The sequence below is a fragment of the Castellaniella sp. genome, assembly GCF_049673105.1.
GTDB lineage: Bacteria > Pseudomonadota > Gammaproteobacteria > Burkholderiales > Burkholderiaceae_B > Castellaniella.
Genome location: NZ_JBATXG010000015.1, coordinates 30,531 through 47,067 on the forward strand (window position 1 = coordinate 30,531; position 16,537 = coordinate 47,067).

Annotated in this window: 15 protein-coding genes and 1 pseudogene; 6 read left to right on the forward strand and 10 right to left on the reverse strand. The window is 64.8% G+C overall.

Annotated elements, in window-relative coordinates:
- Positions 1–13: 13 nt before the first annotated feature.
- A complete protein-coding gene (locus tag WBF69_RS05350; RefSeq protein WP_424261977.1) occupies positions 14–1,105 on the reverse strand; it encodes an ABC transporter ATP-binding protein in 1,092 nt (363 codons plus the stop codon).
- A 37-nt stretch (positions 1,106–1,142) separates the two neighbouring features.
- The gene (gene gabT, locus WBF69_RS05355) at positions 1,143–2,411 is read right to left on the reverse strand and encodes a 4-aminobutyrate--2-oxoglutarate transaminase (RefSeq protein ID WP_424261979.1); all 1,269 of its coding nucleotides are present in this window, start codon (positions 2,409–2,411) and stop codon (positions 1,143–1,145) included.
- 105 nt (positions 2,412–2,516) lie between these two features.
- Between gabT and WBF69_RS05360 the strand changes: the two genes are divergently transcribed.
- Positions 2,517–4,007, forward strand: coding sequence for a PLP-dependent aminotransferase family protein (locus WBF69_RS05360; RefSeq protein WP_424261981.1), 1,491 nt, complete (start codon positions 2,517–2,519; stop codon positions 4,005–4,007).
- Between the two features lie 23 nt (positions 4,008–4,030).
- Entirely contained in the window at positions 4,031–5,392 is a 1,362-nt protein-coding gene (locus WBF69_RS05365; protein ID WP_424261983.1) for an aspartate aminotransferase family protein, read from the forward strand.
- Here the strand turns inward: WBF69_RS05365 and WBF69_RS05370 are convergent.
- On the reverse strand, positions 5,319–6,314 hold the full coding sequence (locus WBF69_RS05370) for a LysR substrate-binding domain-containing protein (RefSeq protein WP_424261985.1): 996 nt from the start codon (positions 6,312–6,314) through the stop codon (positions 5,319–5,321). The genes WBF69_RS05365 and WBF69_RS05370 overlap by 74 nt on opposite strands.
- A 118-nt stretch (positions 6,315–6,432) precedes the next feature.
- On the opposite strand from WBF69_RS05370, the gene WBF69_RS05375 reads away from it, so the two are divergent.
- The 4 genes from WBF69_RS05375 to WBF69_RS05390 all read left to right on the forward strand — a co-directional run bounded on the left by WBF69_RS05375 (position 6,433) and on the right by WBF69_RS05390 (position 10,518).
- Complete coding sequence (locus WBF69_RS05375) at positions 6,433–7,620, forward strand: acyl-CoA dehydrogenase (protein WP_424261987.1); 1,188 nt, start codon at positions 6,433–6,435, stop codon at positions 7,618–7,620.
- Positions 7,621–7,631: 11 nt separating this feature from the next.
- Complete coding sequence (locus tag WBF69_RS05380; protein WP_424261989.1) at positions 7,632–8,909, forward strand: CaiB/BaiF CoA transferase family protein; 1,278 nt, start codon at positions 7,632–7,634, stop codon at positions 8,907–8,909.
- A gap of 98 nt (positions 8,910–9,007) precedes the next feature.
- Complete coding sequence (locus WBF69_RS05385; protein ID WP_424261991.1) at positions 9,008–9,475, forward strand: DUF2271 domain-containing protein; 468 nt, start codon at positions 9,008–9,010, stop codon at positions 9,473–9,475.
- A 68-nt stretch (positions 9,476–9,543) separates the two neighbouring features.
- The gene (locus WBF69_RS05390) at positions 9,544–10,518 is read left to right on the forward strand and encodes an FAD:protein FMN transferase (protein WP_424262168.1); all 975 of its coding nucleotides are present in this window, start codon (positions 9,544–9,546) and stop codon (positions 10,516–10,518) included.
- Here WBF69_RS05390 and WBF69_RS05395 read toward each other — a convergent pair.
- The 7 genes and pseudogenes from WBF69_RS05395 to WBF69_RS05425 all read right to left on the reverse strand — a co-directional run.
- Positions 10,458–11,168 (reverse strand): ABC transporter ATP-binding protein, encoded by a 711-nt coding sequence (locus tag WBF69_RS05395; RefSeq protein ID WP_424261993.1) that lies wholly within the window; start codon positions 11,166–11,168, stop codon positions 10,458–10,460. The two genes, WBF69_RS05390 and WBF69_RS05395, sit on opposite strands and share 61 nt — an antisense overlap.
- 5 nt (positions 11,169–11,173) lie before the next feature.
- The gene (locus WBF69_RS05400; RefSeq protein WP_424261995.1) at positions 11,174–12,376 is read right to left on the reverse strand and encodes an ABC transporter permease; all 1,203 of its coding nucleotides are present in this window, start codon (positions 12,374–12,376) and stop codon (positions 11,174–11,176) included.
- Positions 12,373–13,527 carry an efflux RND transporter periplasmic adaptor subunit gene (locus tag WBF69_RS05405; RefSeq protein ID WP_424261997.1) on the reverse strand — a complete coding sequence of 385 codons (1,155 nt, stop codon included), beginning with the start codon at positions 13,525–13,527 and terminating at the stop codon, positions 12,373–12,375. Before WBF69_RS05405 ends, WBF69_RS05400 begins: the two co-directional genes overlap by 4 nt.
- Positions 13,524–14,135, reverse strand: a complete 612-nt coding sequence (locus WBF69_RS05410; RefSeq protein ID WP_424261999.1) for a TetR/AcrR family transcriptional regulator — start codon at positions 14,133–14,135, stop codon at positions 13,524–13,526. The genes WBF69_RS05405 and WBF69_RS05410 overlap by 4 nt, the downstream gene beginning before the upstream one ends.
- 54 nt (positions 14,136–14,189) lie before the next feature.
- Complete coding sequence (locus WBF69_RS05415) at positions 14,190–14,357, reverse strand: hypothetical protein (protein ID WP_424262001.1); 168 nt, start codon at positions 14,355–14,357, stop codon at positions 14,190–14,192.
- A 48-nt stretch (positions 14,358–14,405) separates the two neighbouring features.
- Entirely contained in the window at positions 14,406–15,611 is a 1,206-nt protein-coding gene (locus tag WBF69_RS05420; protein ID WP_424262003.1) for an acetate/propionate family kinase, read from the reverse strand.
- Positions 15,608–16,531 (reverse strand): annotated as a pseudogene (locus WBF69_RS05425) (bifunctional enoyl-CoA hydratase/phosphate acetyltransferase); the annotation flags it as partial. The gene WBF69_RS05420 and the pseudogene WBF69_RS05425, both read right to left, overlap by 4 nt.
- Positions 16,532–16,537: the final 6 nt, after the last annotated feature.

Consider the following 16,537-nt stretch of genomic DNA (forward strand, 5'->3'; position numbering starts at 1 on the left):
GGCGTGTAAGGCGTTAGGGATGGAAAACACGGACGTGCTCGGGATCGATCCGCAGGGGGATGCGGGCGCCCTGTGTATGCTTCCCGGCGTCCGCGGCCAGGGGCATTTTGACGAAAAACGTGTCGCTGTCGCCCAGGCGGCAGCGCAGGCGGACATGGTCGCCGAAATAGACTTCATCGACGGCGTGGGCGTCGAAGCGGTTCGGGCCATCGCTGTCATCGGGCAGGATGCGTTCGGGACGCATGGCGATGACGCAGGGGCTGCCGGTTTGCAAGCCCTGGACGTTCAGGCCGCGCAAACGCGGACCTCCGACGACTTCCACCTCGCACCAGTCGCCGTCCTGGGCGCGCACGGTGCCGGGGAATTGGTTGCTGTCGCCCACGAATCCCGCCACGAAGCGGTTGCAGGGCGATTCGTAGAGTTCGTCGGCGCTGCAGACTTGCTGAATGATGCCCTGGTTGAAGACCGCGATGCGGTTGCTCATGGTCAGGGCTTCGCTCTGGTCGTGGGTGACGTAGACGAACGTGATGCCCAGTTTCCGGTGCAGGGCTTTGAGTTCCAGTTGCATGTGTTCGCGCAGCTGCTTGTCCAGAGCGCCCAGCGGTTCGTCCATGAGCACGATCTTGGGTTCGAAGACCAGGGCGCGCGCCAGCGCGATACGCTGCTGCTGGCCGCCGGACAGCTGAGCGGGATAGCGTTTGGCGAAATCCTGCATCTGCACCATGGACAAGGCATCGTGGATGCGTTGCGCTCGTTGCGAGGCCGGTACCTTGCGGACTTTCAGCGGATATTCCAGATTGCGTTCCACCGTCATGTGGGGGAATAGCGCATAGTTCTGAAACACCATGCCCAGATTGCGGTGATGAGGCGGCACGTCATTGAGACGGCGGCCTTCCAGCAGGATATCCCCCTGGGTCGGGGACTCGAAGCCGGCGAGCATCATCAGACAGGTGGTCTTGCCGGACCCGGACGGACCGAGCAGGGACAGGAATTCGCCGGGGTAGATATCGAGATTGAGATCCCGGACGACCAGATGACTTCCGTCATAGGATTTCTGGACGCCCTGGAATCGGACCAGGGGTTCGGGGGTGGAAACAGCGGACATCAGGGGTGGTCTCCGAAGTCGGGTGATCGGGATGGCATCAGGCGGGATCGGCCATGGCATCCATCAGGATAGCCAGACCTTCGTCCAAGATGCCATCCGGAATTGTCAGGGGAAACAGGAATCGGATGACGTGTCCATCGGCGCCGCAGGTCAGCAGGACCAGGCCACGTTCCAGGGCGCGCCGCTGGATGGCAGCAGCAGTCCCTGGGTCGGGACGACCGTCGGGGCGGCGGAATTCAGCCGCGACCATGGAGCCCAGACCGCGGATGTCGGCGATGCGGGGGTGTTTGCGGTCGGCCAGCGCCTGTTTCAGGCGCGTCCCCAGTGTATCCGCTCGAGCGATCAGCGCTTCGTCATCGATGATGTCCAACACCGCCAGTGCGGCTGCGATGGCCAGTGGATTGCCGGCGTAGGTGCCGCCCAACGACCCGCGTGGGGCGGCGTCCATCAGTTCGGCACGACCGCACACGCCCGACAGCGGCATGCCGCCCGCCAGGCTTTTGGCCATGGTGATCAGATCGGGCGTGACGCCGGAGTGTTCGATGGCGAACATCTTGCCGGTGCGGGCGAAGCCGGTCTGCACTTCGTCGGCGATCAGCAGAATGCCGTGCTCGTCACAGCGCTGGCGCAGCGCCTGCAGCAATTCGGGGGGGGCGACGTTGAAGCCGCCTTCGCCCTGAACCGGTTCGATGACGATGGCGGCGACACGCTTCGGGCTGATGTCGGCCTTGAACAGCAGATCCAGCGCCTTCAGGGAATCCTGCACGCTCACGCCTTCCAGGGGGCAGGGGAAGGGGATGTGGTAGACCTCGGCGGGCAAGGGGCCGAAGTCCTGCTTATAAGGAGCGACCTTGCCAGTCAGGGCCATCCCCATGAAGGTGCGGCCATGAAAGGCGCCGGAAAAGGCGATGACGCCGGTGCGGCCTGTGGCAGCGCGGGCGATTTTGACCGCATTTTCCAGCGCTTCGGCGCCGGTGGTGAAAAAGGCGGTCTTTTTGGCATGGTTGCCCGGCGTCAGGCGGTTGATGCGTTCGGCGAGTTCGACATACGAACCGTAGGGCGCGACCTGAAAGGCGGTGTGGGTAAAGGCGTCCAGCTGGTGACGGATCGCCTGGACGATGCGGGGATGGCAGTGGCCGGTGTTGGCCACGGCGATGCCGGCGGCGAAATCGATATACCGTCGGCCTTCCACGTCCCATAGTTCCGCATTCAGGGCGCGGTGGGCGTAGAAGTCGCAGGTGATGCCGATGCCATTGGGGATGGCAGAATTTTTGCGCTGCTGCCAGTCCTGATTCAGGTCTGTCATGTTTGTCTCCGGGTAGGCGGGGTGTTTCCGCACTGATTTTTTTTCACTATACTAATCTTTTGGTTTGTCAAATAGATCCATTTAAATAAATCCAATGGAGCCAATTTGGAATCCTTTATTCTATCCGAGTGGTTGTTGCAACACTTCGATACCTCGTCTGATAGTCCTGCATATCGGCGTTTGTACCAGCTTATCTGTAGGGCCATTCTAGAGGGGCATCTCAGCGCCGGGGCGCGCTTGCCTTCATCGCGGGATCTGGCCGCCGATTTGGGGATTGCGCGCAATACGGTGCTGCAGGTGTATGACCAACTGGCCGAAGAAGGCTATGTGCACGCCGGTGTCGGGCGCGGCACCTATGTCCAGGACATCAGCCAGGATCTGCTCGAATCGCCGGCTGCCCAGAGCGATGCGCCCGATGCGGCGGCTGCCCACACGAACAGCGGCCATGATTTGTCGCGTCGCGGGCGAGGGCTGGTGTCGCGGCTGGGGTTCTCCAATCTGCAGACAGGCGCCTTCATGCCGGGGATTCCAGATGTGCGGGAATTTCCGTTGAAAACCTGGTCCAGGATTCAGAACCGCCTGTGGCGCAACGAGCCCTGGGATTTGATGCGCTATGCCCCCGCGGGGGGGTACGGCCCCGCGCGGCAGGCGATTTCGGATTATCTGGGTAGCGTCCGCGCCGTGCGCAGTTCCGCCAAACAGGTCGTCATGACTACCGGCATTCACCAGGGGATCGATGTGGCGGCCCGGCTGTTGTGCGATCCGGGCGATACCGTCTGGATCGAAGAACCCGCCTATTGGGGCGTGCGCAACCTGCTGCTGACCGCCGGACTACGCCTGGTGCCGATCCGCGTCGACGACGAGGGCATCTGGCCCCAGGAAGCCGAATACGCCCGCCCGCCACGCCTGATCGTCGTGGCGCCTTCGCACCAGTATCCGCTGGGCATGGTGATGAGCCTGGCCCGGCGGCGCATGCTGTTGGAATATGCGCGCCAGGTGTCCTGCTGGATCATCGAGGACGACTACGACAGCGAATTTCGCTACGGCACTCGACCGCTGGCGTCCCTGCAGGGCATGGACGAATCGGGGCGCGTGCTGTACGCGGGCAGCTTCAGCAAAACGCTGTGTCCCGGCCTCAGGGTCGGCTTCATGGTGGTGCCGGAATCCCTGGCGGACCCTTTTGCCAATGCCGTGGCAGAGCTGTTTCGGGAAGGCAACATGATGAATCACGCGGTGCTGGCCGAGTTCATCCGCGAAGGCCATCTGGCGCAGCATATCCGCCGTGTCCGACGCCGCTATGCCGAGCGCCGCGCCTGCCTGATTGACGAAATCGATCGGCACTTCGGCCAGACCCTGGAGATCGTCGGCGGCGATGCCGGCCTGCATCTGATCCTGGCCTTGCCCGAAGGGGTGGATGACACGCTGGTAGTGCGCGACGCTTTGCAGCAAGGCGTGGTGACGCGCGCCCTGAGCACCTATTACCTGGAACGGACACATGCCCGTCCCGGCCTCTTGCTGGGGTATGCCGGGGTCAGCCCGGAAGACATCCGGCCCGCCTTCGACACGCTTGCCCGCGTGGTCGGCGCTTATCTTTAACTTTGTTCCAAAAGGAATCCGTGATGAGTACAAGCAATAGCCTGGCCCATGATGATGTGGCTTACCAGTTTCATTCCTACACCAACGCCCAGCGCCACCGCGAGGAAGGGCCTTGCATCATGGATCGCGGCAACGGCATCTATGTGTACGACACGGCGGGCAAGGAATACATCGAGGGCATGGCCGGACTCTGGAGCGTGGCGGTCGGGTTCAGCGAGCCCCGACTGGCCCAGGTGGCCTACGAACAGATGCAGCGCCTGCCCTTCTACCATACGTTCACCCACAAATCGAACGTGCCGTCGATCGAATTGGCGGAAAAGCTGATCGGCCTGACGGGCGGGCGCATGGCGCAGGCCTTTTTCACCAATTCGGGGTCCGAGGCCAACGACACCATTGTCAAAATGGTCTGGTATTACAACAATGCCCTGGGTCGTCCGAACAAGAAAAAGATCATTGCCCGTCAGCGGGGGTATCACGGGGTGACGGTTGCTTCGGCCAGCCTGACGGGCCTGGCGGGCAACCATCGCAGTTTCGATCTGCCCTTACCGCGCATGCTGCATACCGGCTGCCCGCATTGGTACCGCGAGAGTCTGCCGGGCGAGACTGAAACCGCCTTTGCCGACCGCTTGGCCGACGAACTGGATGCCTTGATCGTGGCCGAAGGTCCGGAGACGGTGGCCGCTTTCATCGGCGAGCCGGTCATGGGCGCGGGCGGGGTGATCGTGCCGCCGGAAACGTATTGGCCGAAGATGCAGGCCGTGTGCCGCAAGCACGACGTGCTGCTGATCGCCGACGAGGTCATCACGGGCTTCGGACGCACGGGGCGGATGTTCGCCTCGGACCTGTACGGGATCGAGCCCGATTTCATGACCTTGTCCAAACAGCTGACGTCCTCGTACCAGCCCCTGGCTGCCGTACTGATGAATGAGCAAGTAGCGTCGGTGCTGGCTCGCCACAGCGGCGAGCTGGGATCCTTCGGACACGGCTACACGGCCAGCGGACACCCGGTGGCGACTGCCGTGGCCCTGGAAAACATCCGCATCATCGAAGAGCGCGGTCTGGTCGACAACGCAGCGGCGGCAGGCGCCGTCTTGCAGCGCCGCCTGCGCGAACTGTCCGCTCACCCGCTGGTCGGGGAGGTGCGGGGCGTCGGGCTGATCGCGGCGGTGGAACTGGTGGCGGACAAGGCTGGCCGCACGTCGTTCGACCCGCTTGGAAAAGCAGGGGCGGCGGTGGTGAAACAGGCACAGGCCAATGGTCTGATCTTGCGCGGCATCCAGGACAGCCTGGCCTTCTGCCCGCCGCTGATCATCACCGAGGCGCAGGTGAATCTGCTGGCGGATCGTTTCGCGCAGTCTCTGGACGAAGTGGCGCGGACTCTGTAGCCGCGTCGGTGCCCAGCGCCGGCTCGCCGTCCGGGTGCGGGCGGTCGAGCTGTGCCTGGGCGCTGATCCAGTCGCGAAATTGCACCAGGGCGGGCAGGGCGGTCTTGCGTTCCGGCACGATCAGGTGAAAGGCCCTTTGCGCTGGGCCGCTGTGCGGGTTCAGGATGTGCAGCTCGCCGCGGTGCAGCTCCTGCTGGATCAGAAAGGGCGGAATCAGCGCCACTCCCAGGCCGTCCGCTGCCGCCTGGGACAGCATGGAAAAGAGTTCCAGTCGTAGACCGGCCATCGAGGCGGGCGCCGCGACGCCTGCCGAGGCAAACCATTCACGCCAGGCGGTGGGCCGGGTGCTTTGCTGCAGCAGGGGCAGGGCGGCGATGGCGGCGGCGTCCAGCGGGCCTTCGGTCAGTTGCGGGCTGCACACCGGCATCGGATTTTCACGCATCAGAAAATACGCCTGTGTGCCCGGCCAGCCAGGATCGCCGGAATAAATGGCCGCGTCGAATTCCGTGTCGTCGAACAGAAACGGTCGGGTGCGGGTCGCCATGTTCACCTGCAGCCCCAGGCTGCGGGCCTGAGGAGTGGCCAGTCGGGGTAGCAGCCAGCGGGTGGCGAACGTCGGCACCACGGCCAGGTCCACCACGCCGCCGCCTTGGTGCGCCATGATGGCCAGGGTGTCGCGTTCGATGGCGTCGAGCTGGCGGCGAACTAGGCGGCCATAGCGTTCGCCGGCATCGGTCAGGCGCACGCCGCGACGGACGCGGTCAAACAAAGGGACGCCGACAAAGGCTTCCAGGCTGGCGATCTGACGGCAGATGGCGCCCTGGGTCAGGGACAGTTCCTGGGCTGCATGGGTGAAGCTCTGGTGGCGGGCGGCGGCTTCGAAAGCCTGAAGCGCCGTGGTGCTGGGCAGGCGTTTACGCATGGTCGCAGGACTAATTAGTGATTAAAATTCACACATTAATCAGTTTATATCGTTTGCATGGCCTGGGCCAGGCCAGTAGTATGCAAAATCATCACTTTGCTATCTCAGGAGCCTGTTCATGTCCTCGTCCCGCCCCCAGTTCCAATGGCTTGATCCCCTGCTGCTGGACCAGCAGCTGACCGACACGGAACGCATGGTGCGCGATGCCGCCCGCGCCTACGCTCAGGATCGTCTGCTGCCCCGCGTGCAGGATGCCTTCCGTCATGAACAGACGGATGCCGCTATTTTTCGCGAGATGGGGGAACTGGGCTTGCTGGGCGCCACGATCCCCGAGGAATACGGCGGGGCTGGCATGAACTATGTGTGCTATGGCTTGATCGCCCGCGAGGTCGAGCGCGTGGATTCAGGCTACCGTTCGATGATGAGTGTGCAAAGCTCACTGGTCATGGTGCCGATCAATGCCTTCGGCACGACCGCTCAAAAGGAAAAATACCTGCCGAAACTGGCCTCCGGTGAATGGATCGGCTGTTTTGGCCTGACCGAGCCGGATCACGGCTCGGATCCGGGGTCCATGGTGACGCGCGCCAAAAAGGTGCCGGGCGGCTACAGCCTGAGCGGCGCCAAGACCTGGATCACCAATAGCCCGATCGCCGATGTGTTCGTCGTCTGGGCCAAGGACGAGGCCGGCGACATCCGCGGCTTCATCCTGGAAAAAGGCTGGAAGGGCCTGTCGGCGCCGGCCATTCATGGCAAGGTCGGCCTGCGGGCCTCGATCACCGGCGAGATCGTGCTCGACGAGGTCTTTGTCCCTGAAGACAACATCTTCCCCGACGTGCGCGGCCTGAAAGGCCCCTTCACCTGCCTGAATTCCGCCCGCTATGGCATCGCCTGGGGCGCCTTGGGCGCGGCCGAGGCCTGCTACGAGACCGCTCGCCAGTATGTGCTGGACCGCAAGCAGTTTGGTCGCCCATTGGCCGCCAATCAGTTGGTCCAGAAAAAACTGGCCGACATGCTGACCGAGATCACGCTGGGTCTGCAGGCTGTGTTGCGGGTGGGCCATCTGAAGGACGAGGGCATTGCGCCGGTGGAAATCACCTCGATCATCAAGCGCAATTCCTGCGGCAAAGCGCTGGACATCGCCCGCACGGCCCGCGACATGCTGGGCGGCAACGGGATTTCCGACGAGTTCTGCGTCGCCCGCCATCTGGTCAATCTGGAAGTCGTGAATACTTACGAAGGCACGCACGATGTGCATGCCCTGATCCTGGGGCGGGCGATCACCGGTATCGCCGCGTTCTCGAACTAAGAGGCAAGTCGATGGCGCAAGAGACGGTCAGCCAGGCGGCGCAGGGCGCAGGGCAGCAACAGGCTGCTGCAGGGGCCTTGTCGCACATTCGGGTGCTGGATCTGTCGCGGGTGCTGGCCGGCCCCTGGGCAACCCAGATCCTGGGCGATCTGGGAGCCGATGTGATCAAGATCGAGCGGCCCGAATCGGGGGACGACACGCGTGGCTGGGGGCCGCCCTGGATGCCGGACGCGCAGGGTCGGGAATCCCGCATCGCGGCCTACTATCTATGCGCCAACCGCAACAAACGTTCCGTGACCGTGGACATGGCCAGCCCTGACGGTCAGGAACTGATCCGCCGGCTGGTACGCGAGTCGGATGTGCTGGTGGAAAACTTCAAGGCGGGCGGGCTGGCCCGCTACGGCCTGGACTACGACAGTTTGCGGGCCATCAATCCGCGTCTGGTGTATTGCTCGATCACCGGGTTCGGCCAGACCGGGCCGTATGCGGCGCGGGCGGGCTACGATTTTCTGGTGCAGGGGCTGGGCGGCCTGATGAGCGTGACCGGCAGGCCGGACGACCAGCCGGGGGGCGGCCCCATGAAGGTCGGCGTGGCCCTGACGGACATTCTGACCGGTCTGTATGCAGCCAATGCCATTCAGGCGGCGCTGGCTGCCCGGGAACATACCGGCCTGGGCCAGCATGTGGACATGGCCCTGCTGGACGTGCAGGTCGCCTGCCTGGCCAATCAGGCCATGAACTATCTGGCGACCGGCAACAGTCCGGGCCGGCTGGGGAATGCGCATCCCAGCATCGTGCCGTATCAGGATTTCCCCACGGCGGATGGCTACATGATTCTGGCGATCGGCAACGACGGCCAGTTCGCGCGGTTCTGCCAGGAAGCCGGACGTCCGGATCTGGCCGCCGATTCCCGGTTCGCCACCAACCGGGCGCGGGTGGAGCATCGCGACACCCTGATCCCGATGCTGCGCCATCTCACCACGGCCCGGACCACGGCTGCCTGGATCGAAGCGCTGGAATCCCGTGCAGTGCCTTGCGGCCCGATCAACACGATGGAACAAGTGTTCGATGACGTTCAGGTGCGCGCACGCGGCCTGAAGATCGACATGCCCCATCCCGAAGTCGGGTCCGTGCCTCTGGTGGCCAGCCCGATCCGTCTGTCGGACACGCCGGTCGATTACCGCCTGCCACCGCCCGGACTGGGTGAACACACTGCGGATGTGCTGGTCGACGTTTTGGGGTTGTCGCCGGAAGACGTGCAGTCCTTGCAGGCGCGCGGCGTGGTCTGACGCGCCGGCGTTCATCTGGCGTCAATGCTCTCCTGTTTAGCATGTTTGTGAAGGGGCGCCACCCGGCGCCGGCTGACGCTTTCACAGGAGCATTGTCCATGAAGACGATTTCGATTGCGGCGCTGCTGGCCGCCACTACCCTGACTATTCCCGCCCTGACGCAGGCGCGCACGGTGACCTTATCCACGACCTTGAAAAACTATGGTGGCGACGGCGCTTACCTGGCGGTCTACCTGACCGATGCTCGGGGCGCCTACGCGGGCACCCTCGCGCTGGCGGGCCGCAAGGCGAAATACTACAAACACCTGAGCGACTGGAAGCGGCTGTCGGCGGGGAAGGCCTCGCCGATCGATGGCGTGACTGGCGCCAGCGTGGGAGAGGGCCGAACCTTGACGGTGACGATCGAGCTGGCCGATGCCCTGTTCGACGCCGGCTACGAGATCCATGTCGATGCCGCCGTAGAGGATATGCGCGATAGTCCGTCCGACATCCGCGTGCCCTTGACCACGGCGGGAGGCGGTCAGGCTGCCACCGGGCGTCAGTTTGTCCAGTCCTTCAGCTACTGAAGCTACTGAACGTGAAGCCCAGGCCATCGTCTGCTCCGGCGGTCGACTCTACCCTGAGCGGGCCGACCATGGGGACGCGCTGGTCGGCCCGCTACCAGGCGGCGCCGGGCCTGGATCATGACGCGCTGTCGCGTGATCTAGCCCAGGCGGTAGCGATGGTGGACGCGCAGATGTCGCCCTGGAAACCGGGCAGTGATCTGATGCGCTTGAACCGGGCCGAGCAGCAGCAATGGGTGGAGTTGCCTGAGGCCATGCTGAAAGTGCTGACGCGCGCGCGGGACATCGGTGCCCTGAGCGGCGGCGCTTTCGACGCGGCTGTCGGCGGCCTGGTCAACGCCTGGGGGTTTGGCGCTACGGTGGATACGCCCGATCCGGTCGCCATCCGGCTGGCCGCCGCCAAGCATTACCCGGCGCATCTCTGGCTGGACGTTGACCTGGCGCAAGGACGGGCGCGCAAGCGGGCGCCTCTGACGTTGGACCTGTGCGGAATCGCCAAAGGCTACGCGGTGGACCGGATGGCCCGCGTCATGGCCGATCATGGTGTCGCTCACGCCCTGCTCAGCCTAGATGGGGAACTGAGAGCCTGCGGCGGTCGAGCTGATGGACGACCCTGGGCGGTCGCCCTGGAAAGCCCGCAGGATGGCCGTCGCGCAGCCCACGGGGTGATCGATCTGGCCGACCTGGCCGTTGCGACATCGGGCGATTATCGCCACTGGGTTCAGGCAGGCAGCGAGCGCTTGGCGCACACCATGGATGGTCGTCAGGCGGCGCCGGTGCGCAATCCGCTGGCTTCCGTCACAGTGCTAGCGGCCACCTGCATGGATGCCGATGCCTGGGCGACGGCGTTGCTGGTGGCAGGTCCAGACGAAGGACCCGCGCTGGCTCTGCGCCAGGGGCTGGACGCCTTGTTCCTCGTGCGGCGAGTGGGCCGGTTGGTGGAGTTCGGGGTGGGCCGCTTTGCGCTTATTCAGACTGCCGACCTTCAGTCGAAGGATCGGCCTTCCCCCGCTTCTTCGTGCGTGGCCCCATCGCGGATGCGGTAGATGCGTTTGAAGGTCGGGATGATCTTTTCATCGTGAGTCACCACGATGATGGCGGTGCGGTACTGCTGCGCCATGTGGTTCAGGATGCGCACGACCGCCATGGCGCGTTCGCTGTCCAGCGGCGCCGTCGGCTCGTCGGCCAAAATGACGGGCGGTCGGTTGATCAGACCGCGTGCGATGGCGACCCGCTGCTGTTCGCCGCCGGACAGTTGCGTGGGCATGGCCTGGGCGCGGTGGTCGACTTGCAGCGCGGCCAGCACATTCAGTGCACGGGCGCGGGCGTCGCGCGTGCTCACGCCAGCCAGCATCGGCAACAGCGCCACATTGTCGGTGACGTCCAGAAACGGGATCAGATAGGGCGCCTGGAAAATGAATCCGATCCGATCGCGGCGCAGCGCCCGTAGATCTTTGACCCGCCAACCGTCGTCGTAGATCGTCTCGCCGCCCAGGGTCATGCGCCCGCTGCTCGGGTCGATGACGGCGCCCAGGCATTTCAGCAGCGTGCTCTTGCCCGACCCGGATGGCCCGATCAGGCCCACGACCTCGCCGGGCGCCACCGACAGATTGACGTCGCGCAGCGCCTGCACGGCGGTGTCGCCCTGGCCGTAGCGTTTGCTCAACCCTTCAATCAGGATCCCGGAATGGCTCATGACATTCATCCAATAGCGTCGGCGGGATCGACCCGCAAGGCGATCCGGATGGCCACCAGACTGGCCAGCGCGCAGATCAGCAGGATCGCCGCCAGGCCGGCGGCGGAATCCGCCGGAATCAGCAGCACGTACTTGGGGAAGACCGGAGCGGAAAACGTCGCGGCAATCTGACCTACCATGAAGCCGATCAAGCCCAAGGCCAGCGCTTGCTGCAGAATCATCCCGGCGATGGTGCGGTTGCGTGTGCCGATCAGCTTGAGCACGGCGATCTCGCGGATTTTGTCCATGGTCAGGGAATAGATGATGAAGGCCACGATCGCTGCGCTGACCAGGGCCAGAATCATCAGGAACATGCCGATCTGCCGCGCCGATGATGCCACCAGCTTGTCCACCAGGATGGTTTCCATCTGGGTTCGCGTGTAGGCGGACAGGCGGGTCCAGCGCTGGATGCGGGCGGCGACCTCGGCGGCATCCGCGCCGGGATGCAGCGTCACCAGAACGGCGTTGACCGACGGGTTGCTGGTCTGGCTGTCCAGCACGGCTTGACGCGCGGCATCATTGCCGGGCTGGTTCAGACCGGGATTGGCCGCTGTGCGGCGGCGGCTCTGCCAGATGGCGTCATTGTCCTTCTGAAACTGCGCCTGCTGCGCGTCTTTCAGCGGGATGAAAACCATCGGATCGCCGCTGGACGACACGGTGCGCCGGGTCTGGCCGACCACCGTGTATTCATGGCGGCGGATGGTGATCCGGTCGCCCAGGGCGAAGCCGGTCGTCACGTCCGCCACGGCTTCGTAGTGGTTCAGGACGATCTGGCGACCCGCCACCAGATTGGGGGGGCCGCCGGGCGTCGCGCCGGGGATGCCCAGGGTTGCGCCCACCACCATGATGCGGACGTCGCGGCCTCGATGGCGCGCCTGCATCGTCAGATAGGTGACGTTGGCCGCCTGGCGCACGCCTTCCAGACCCAGGATGCTGCGGTAGGCATCGTCGGGCAGGCTAGAACTTTCGGCATACGGACCCTGGGTATCCTGCTGCACGACCCATAGGTCGGCGCCGCTATTGTCCAGCAGCGCGCGCGCATCGGCGACCAGGCCGCGATAGACGCCTGCCATGATCAGTGTGACGCCGATCAGCAACCCCAGGCCGATCCCTGTGAACAGGAATTTGCCCCAGGCATGCTGAATGTCGCGTCCGGCCAGGCTGATCATGTGCCGGGTTCCGTGCGTGCCGGGCCGGTGCTGCGGATCCGGCTGCGCGCCGTCAGCGGGCTATCGCTGTGGACGATGATCAGCTCACCGGCCTGCAATCCTTCCATTACCTGGACCATGCCCTGGGCATCGGTGGCGCCGATACGGATCGGGGTAAAGACCGGGCGGCCATCCTGGATGCGCCAGACCCCGGGCTGTCCGTCCTGATGGCGGATGGCGGCATTGGAAATCACCGGGCCTTGCCGGGTGGCCGGCAATTTCACCGTGGCTTCGGCCAGTTCGCCCAGCGCGGGCAGCGGCGCGGGCAGGGCATCGAAGGCGACCTTGACCAGCAATTCTTCGGTGACGGCGTCAGCCACCGGTTCGATCCGGGCGATCCGGCCCGAGGCCGGTTGCAGCCTGCGGGATCGCAGCACGATATGGGTCGTCAGGCCTTCTGTCAGCCCGGCGGGGCCAGCCTGGTCAAAGCGCACGTTCAGCCAGAGCGTGTCCGGCGCGACCACCTGGATCACGGTCTGTCCGGCCATCAGGGTCGTGCCGGGGTCGGCCTCGCGTGTCAGGACAAAGCCATCAATGGGAGACACGAGCGCCAGATTGCGCCGTTGAGTCTTCAGCGCAGCCAGTTCGGCCTGCAGCTGCTCGATATCCTGCGCGGCGGCTTGCAGGAAAGAGTGCGCCAGCTTTGCTTCATGGCGCTTGTCGCTGGCGGATTCCTCGCTGGTGGCGGATGCTTTCAGCAGCGTGTCGTAGCGCTGCAGCTGGACTTGGGCTCTATCCTGGCGGAGACGGGCTTCTTGTGACCGGATACGTGCACGCGTCAGCATCGCCATCTGGGCCCGGATGCGGTCGTCCAGGTCAACGGGGTCGATTTCTCCCAGGATTTGGCCTGCGCGCACGGTATCGCCGGTTTCCACATCCAGCCGCAGCAGCCGCCCCGTGAGGGTGGGGCCGATCCGATGGACCTGCCGGGCTTCGATCGAACCGATGCCGAAACGCACGGGATGGATGGAAGCCTCCTGGACGTGTGCTGTCGTGACCGGGATGCGGGCCAGCGGCCCGGACTGCAGGATGACAGACAGGAACAGCCCCAGCAGGATCAGGGCCGGAATGGTCAGCAGCAGGCGTCTGCCGGTGATGGACAGGCGTTTCATGGGCAGGCCTTGATGCCTTGGCAAAATAGGGTGAACACGGCGGGCGCCTGGTGTTGCATGCGCTGTATGTCGCCGGCCAGCATGGACTGGATGACCAGGCCCTGGATCATGCCGACAAACAGCACGGGCAGGGCGTCCAGATCCAGCGCGCTGTGCAGTTCGCCTTGGTCGATGCCGCGGCGGGCATGGCCCAGCAGCTTTTCTCGGTAATGGGCCAGCAATCCCTGCACCTGGGACTTGGCGGGCGTGGGATGGTCATGCTGCAGTTCAGCGAACAGAATGCGCGGGATGCCAGGGTGGTCGACGATGAAATCCACATGAGCCTGGAACATGGCGTGCAGCGCCGCGAGCGGTCCGTCGGTTTGCGCCGTGGCCGCGTCGATGCGCGCCAGCAGCGTCTCGCACGCGTAGCTCATCACGGCGTCCCAGATGGCTTCCTTGTTCGGGAAATGCCGGAACAGGGCGCCCTGGGTGAGCTGCATGTGCTGAGCAATGGCAGCGGTAGTGATGTCCGCCGGATTGCAGCGGGCGGCCAGTTCGATGACGGACTGCACCGTGGCGGCCCGCCGTGCTTGCGCCGGCAGGTATTTCTGGGAGGTGTTCGGCATGTTGCCCCCACGAAAAGAAAGTAATTAATTACTATCTTATCATGGAGGCGCTATTCAGCCAGTGATGTCGATTGCCTTGCGCACGACAACGAAGAGTATCGCCAGGAACCCCAGGCTCAGCAGGATGATGCCTGGGTTGCGGTCGCGCAGGCCGAAGCCGAAAAAAGTGGCGATCACCCCGAGGACGAAAATGACCAGCAGTGTGGTGTTGTGGAAGAACATGATGATGTGCTCCGTGGGAGAAGAAGGCTGAGTGTGGTTCGAGCGGTCTCAGCCCAGCAGATCGAGTGCATGCCGGGCGGCGACCCATTCCTCGTTGGTGGATTCCATGGCGACCTGCACGGTGCCGCCGGGCGCGGATAGCGTGTTTGCCTGAGCGGCGTTGGCTTCTTCATCCAGACGCACGCCCAGCCAGCCCAACTGTGCGCAGATCCGCCGCCGCAGCTCAACGCTGTGTTCACCGATCCCGGCCGTGAATACCAGCATGTCCAGCCCGCCCAGCACGGCGGTCAAGGCGCCGATCTCGCGCACGATCCGGCGCACGTACAGGTCCAGGGCCAGCCGCGCGCGCGGCGTGTCCGCCTCGCGGGCCAGCAGGTCGCGCGGATCGGGCGAAATGCCCGAGACGCCTTTCAGGCCGGATTCGTGGTACAGGATGCGACCGACTTCTTCCAGGCTGAGCCGTTCGATCTCCATCAGGTAGATCACAGCCCCCGGGTCGAGCGAGCCGGTGCGGGTGCCCATCATCAGGCCGTCCAGGGCGGAGAACCCCATGGTGGTTGCCTGGCTGCGCAGGTCGCGCATGGCGCACAGACTGGCGCCACTGCCCAGATGGGCGACGATGACGCGCCCTCGCGCGTGGTCGCCGTGCCGTTCTGGCAGGGCAATGGACAGGTATTCGTAGGACAGGCCGTGAAAACCGTAGCGGCGCAGGCCGCGTTCCCATGCTTCATAGGGCAGCGGCAGCATCTGCTCGATCTGCGGGATGGTGTGGTGGAAAGCCGTGTCGAAGCAGGCGATCTGGGGCAAATCGGGCCGTTCCCGCAGCAGGATATCGATGGCATCCAGCGCGAAAGGCTGGTGCAGCGGCGCCAGCGGGATGTAGGCGCGCAGGTCCTCCAGCACATGGGCGTCGATGCGTACCGGCGTGGAATATTTGCTGCCGCCGTGGACGACGCGGTGGGCGACAGCCACCAGGCGTCCGTCGCCCAGCCGGGCCTGCACGCGCTGCAGGATCATATCCAGGGCGTCGCGATAGGGGGTTTGTGGGTTCAGTTCGATCGCAAACGGTGCGACGCCGGTTTCGCCGAAGTCCGGGCGGGCGCCGCCGATCCCCTCGATCTTGCCGTTCCAGGCGGGGCGGCGCGGCAGCGGATTGGCGGCTGTATCGAACAGGGCGAACTTGATGCTCGATGAGCCGCAGTTCAGCACCAGGATCAGCGCGGATCCGGAAGAGTTCGTCTGGTCGCGGATCATAGCGGGGCGCTCCGGTAATGGTGCGCCAGGATCAGGGCCAAGGCGCACGAGGTGATGCGGGACGCGTAGGTGTCGGCTCGGCTGGTCAGGATGATGGGCACGCGCGCGCCCAGAACGATGCCGGCGCTGGCTGCATTGCCCAGGTACATCAGTTGCTTGGCCAGCATGTTGCCGCTTTCCAGGTCGGGCACGACGAGGATGTCGGCGCGGCCGGCGACGTCGGAGCGGATGCCCTTGAGCTGTGCGGCGGCCAGCGAGACTGCGTTGTCGAAGGCCAGCGGCCCGTCGAGCAGCCCGCCGGTGATCTGGTCCCGGTCCGCCATCTTGCACAGGGCGGCTGCGTCCAGCGTGGCCGGCATGGTGGCGGTCACGGTCTCGACGGCGGCCAGGATGGCGACTCGTGGCTCGGCGACGCCGATCGCATGCGCCAGGCGGATGGCGTTGCGGACGATGTCGGCCTTGTGCTCCAGCGTCGGGGCGATGTTGATCGCCGCGTCGGTCACGATGAAAGGCCGAGGGTAGTGCGGGGTCTGCAGCAGGTAGCAATGGCTGACGCGCCGGCTGGTGCGCAGCCCGTCTCGGGCGACGACCGCGCTCATCAGTTCGTCGGTGTGCAGGCTGCCCTTCATCAAGGCTTCGACTTCGCCGGCGCGCGCCAACGCCACGGCCTGCTCGGCTGCCGCGTGGCTGTGCGCTGCGTCCAGAATCTCGACGCCGTCCAGCGAGGCGTTCAGCGCTGCGGCGACCTGTTCCAGGCGTGCGCGGGGCGCTACCAGGATCGGGTCGATCAGGCCTTCCCGGCGGGCGTCCAGCGCCGCCTTCAGGCTGATCTCGTCACACGGATGCGCGACCGCCACCCGGATCGGATCATGTTCGCGTGCCTGGCCGAGCAGACTGCGCAATCCGTCCTGCTGCGCAGCATTGTC

Coding starts and splice junctions, on each gene's coding strand:
- WBF69_RS05420 (WP_424262003.1), bottom strand. CDS start 15,611: ATGATCCGCGACCAGACGAACTCTTCCGGATCCGCGCTGATCCTGGTG.
- WBF69_RS05350 (WP_424261977.1), bottom strand. CDS start 1,105: ATGTCCGCTGTTTCCACCCCCGAACCCCTGGTCCGATTCCAGGGCGTC.
- WBF69_RS05375 (WP_424261987.1), top strand. CDS start 6,433: ATGTCCTCGTCCCGCCCCCAGTTCCAATGGCTTGATCCCCTGCTGCTG.
- WBF69_RS05410 (WP_424261999.1), bottom strand. CDS start 14,135: ATGCCGAACACCTCCCAGAAATACCTGCCGGCGCAAGCACGGCGGGCC.
- gabT (WP_424261979.1), bottom strand. CDS start 2,411: ATGACAGACCTGAATCAGGACTGGCAGCAGCGCAAAAATTCTGCCATC.
- WBF69_RS05405 (WP_424261997.1), bottom strand. CDS start 13,527: ATGAAACGCCTGTCCATCACCGGCAGACGCCTGCTGCTGACCATTCCG.
- WBF69_RS05365 (WP_424261983.1), top strand. CDS start 4,031: ATGAGTACAAGCAATAGCCTGGCCCATGATGATGTGGCTTACCAGTTT.
- WBF69_RS05385 (WP_424261991.1), top strand. CDS start 9,008: ATGAAGACGATTTCGATTGCGGCGCTGCTGGCCGCCACTACCCTGACT.
- WBF69_RS05370 (WP_424261985.1), bottom strand. CDS start 6,314: ATGCGTAAACGCCTGCCCAGCACCACGGCGCTTCAGGCTTTCGAAGCC.
- WBF69_RS05390 (WP_424262168.1), top strand. CDS start 9,544: ATGGGGACGCGCTGGTCGGCCCGCTACCAGGCGGCGCCGGGCCTGGAT.
- WBF69_RS05415 (WP_424262001.1), bottom strand. CDS start 14,357: ATGTTCTTCCACAACACCACACTGCTGGTCATTTTCGTCCTCGGGGTG.
- WBF69_RS05395 (WP_424261993.1), bottom strand. CDS start 11,168: ATGAGCCATTCCGGGATCCTGATTGAAGGGTTGAGCAAACGCTACGGC.
- WBF69_RS05400 (WP_424261995.1), bottom strand. CDS start 12,376: ATGATCAGCCTGGCCGGACGCGACATTCAGCATGCCTGGGGCAAATTC.
- WBF69_RS05380 (WP_424261989.1), top strand. CDS start 7,632: ATGGCGCAAGAGACGGTCAGCCAGGCGGCGCAGGGCGCAGGGCAGCAA.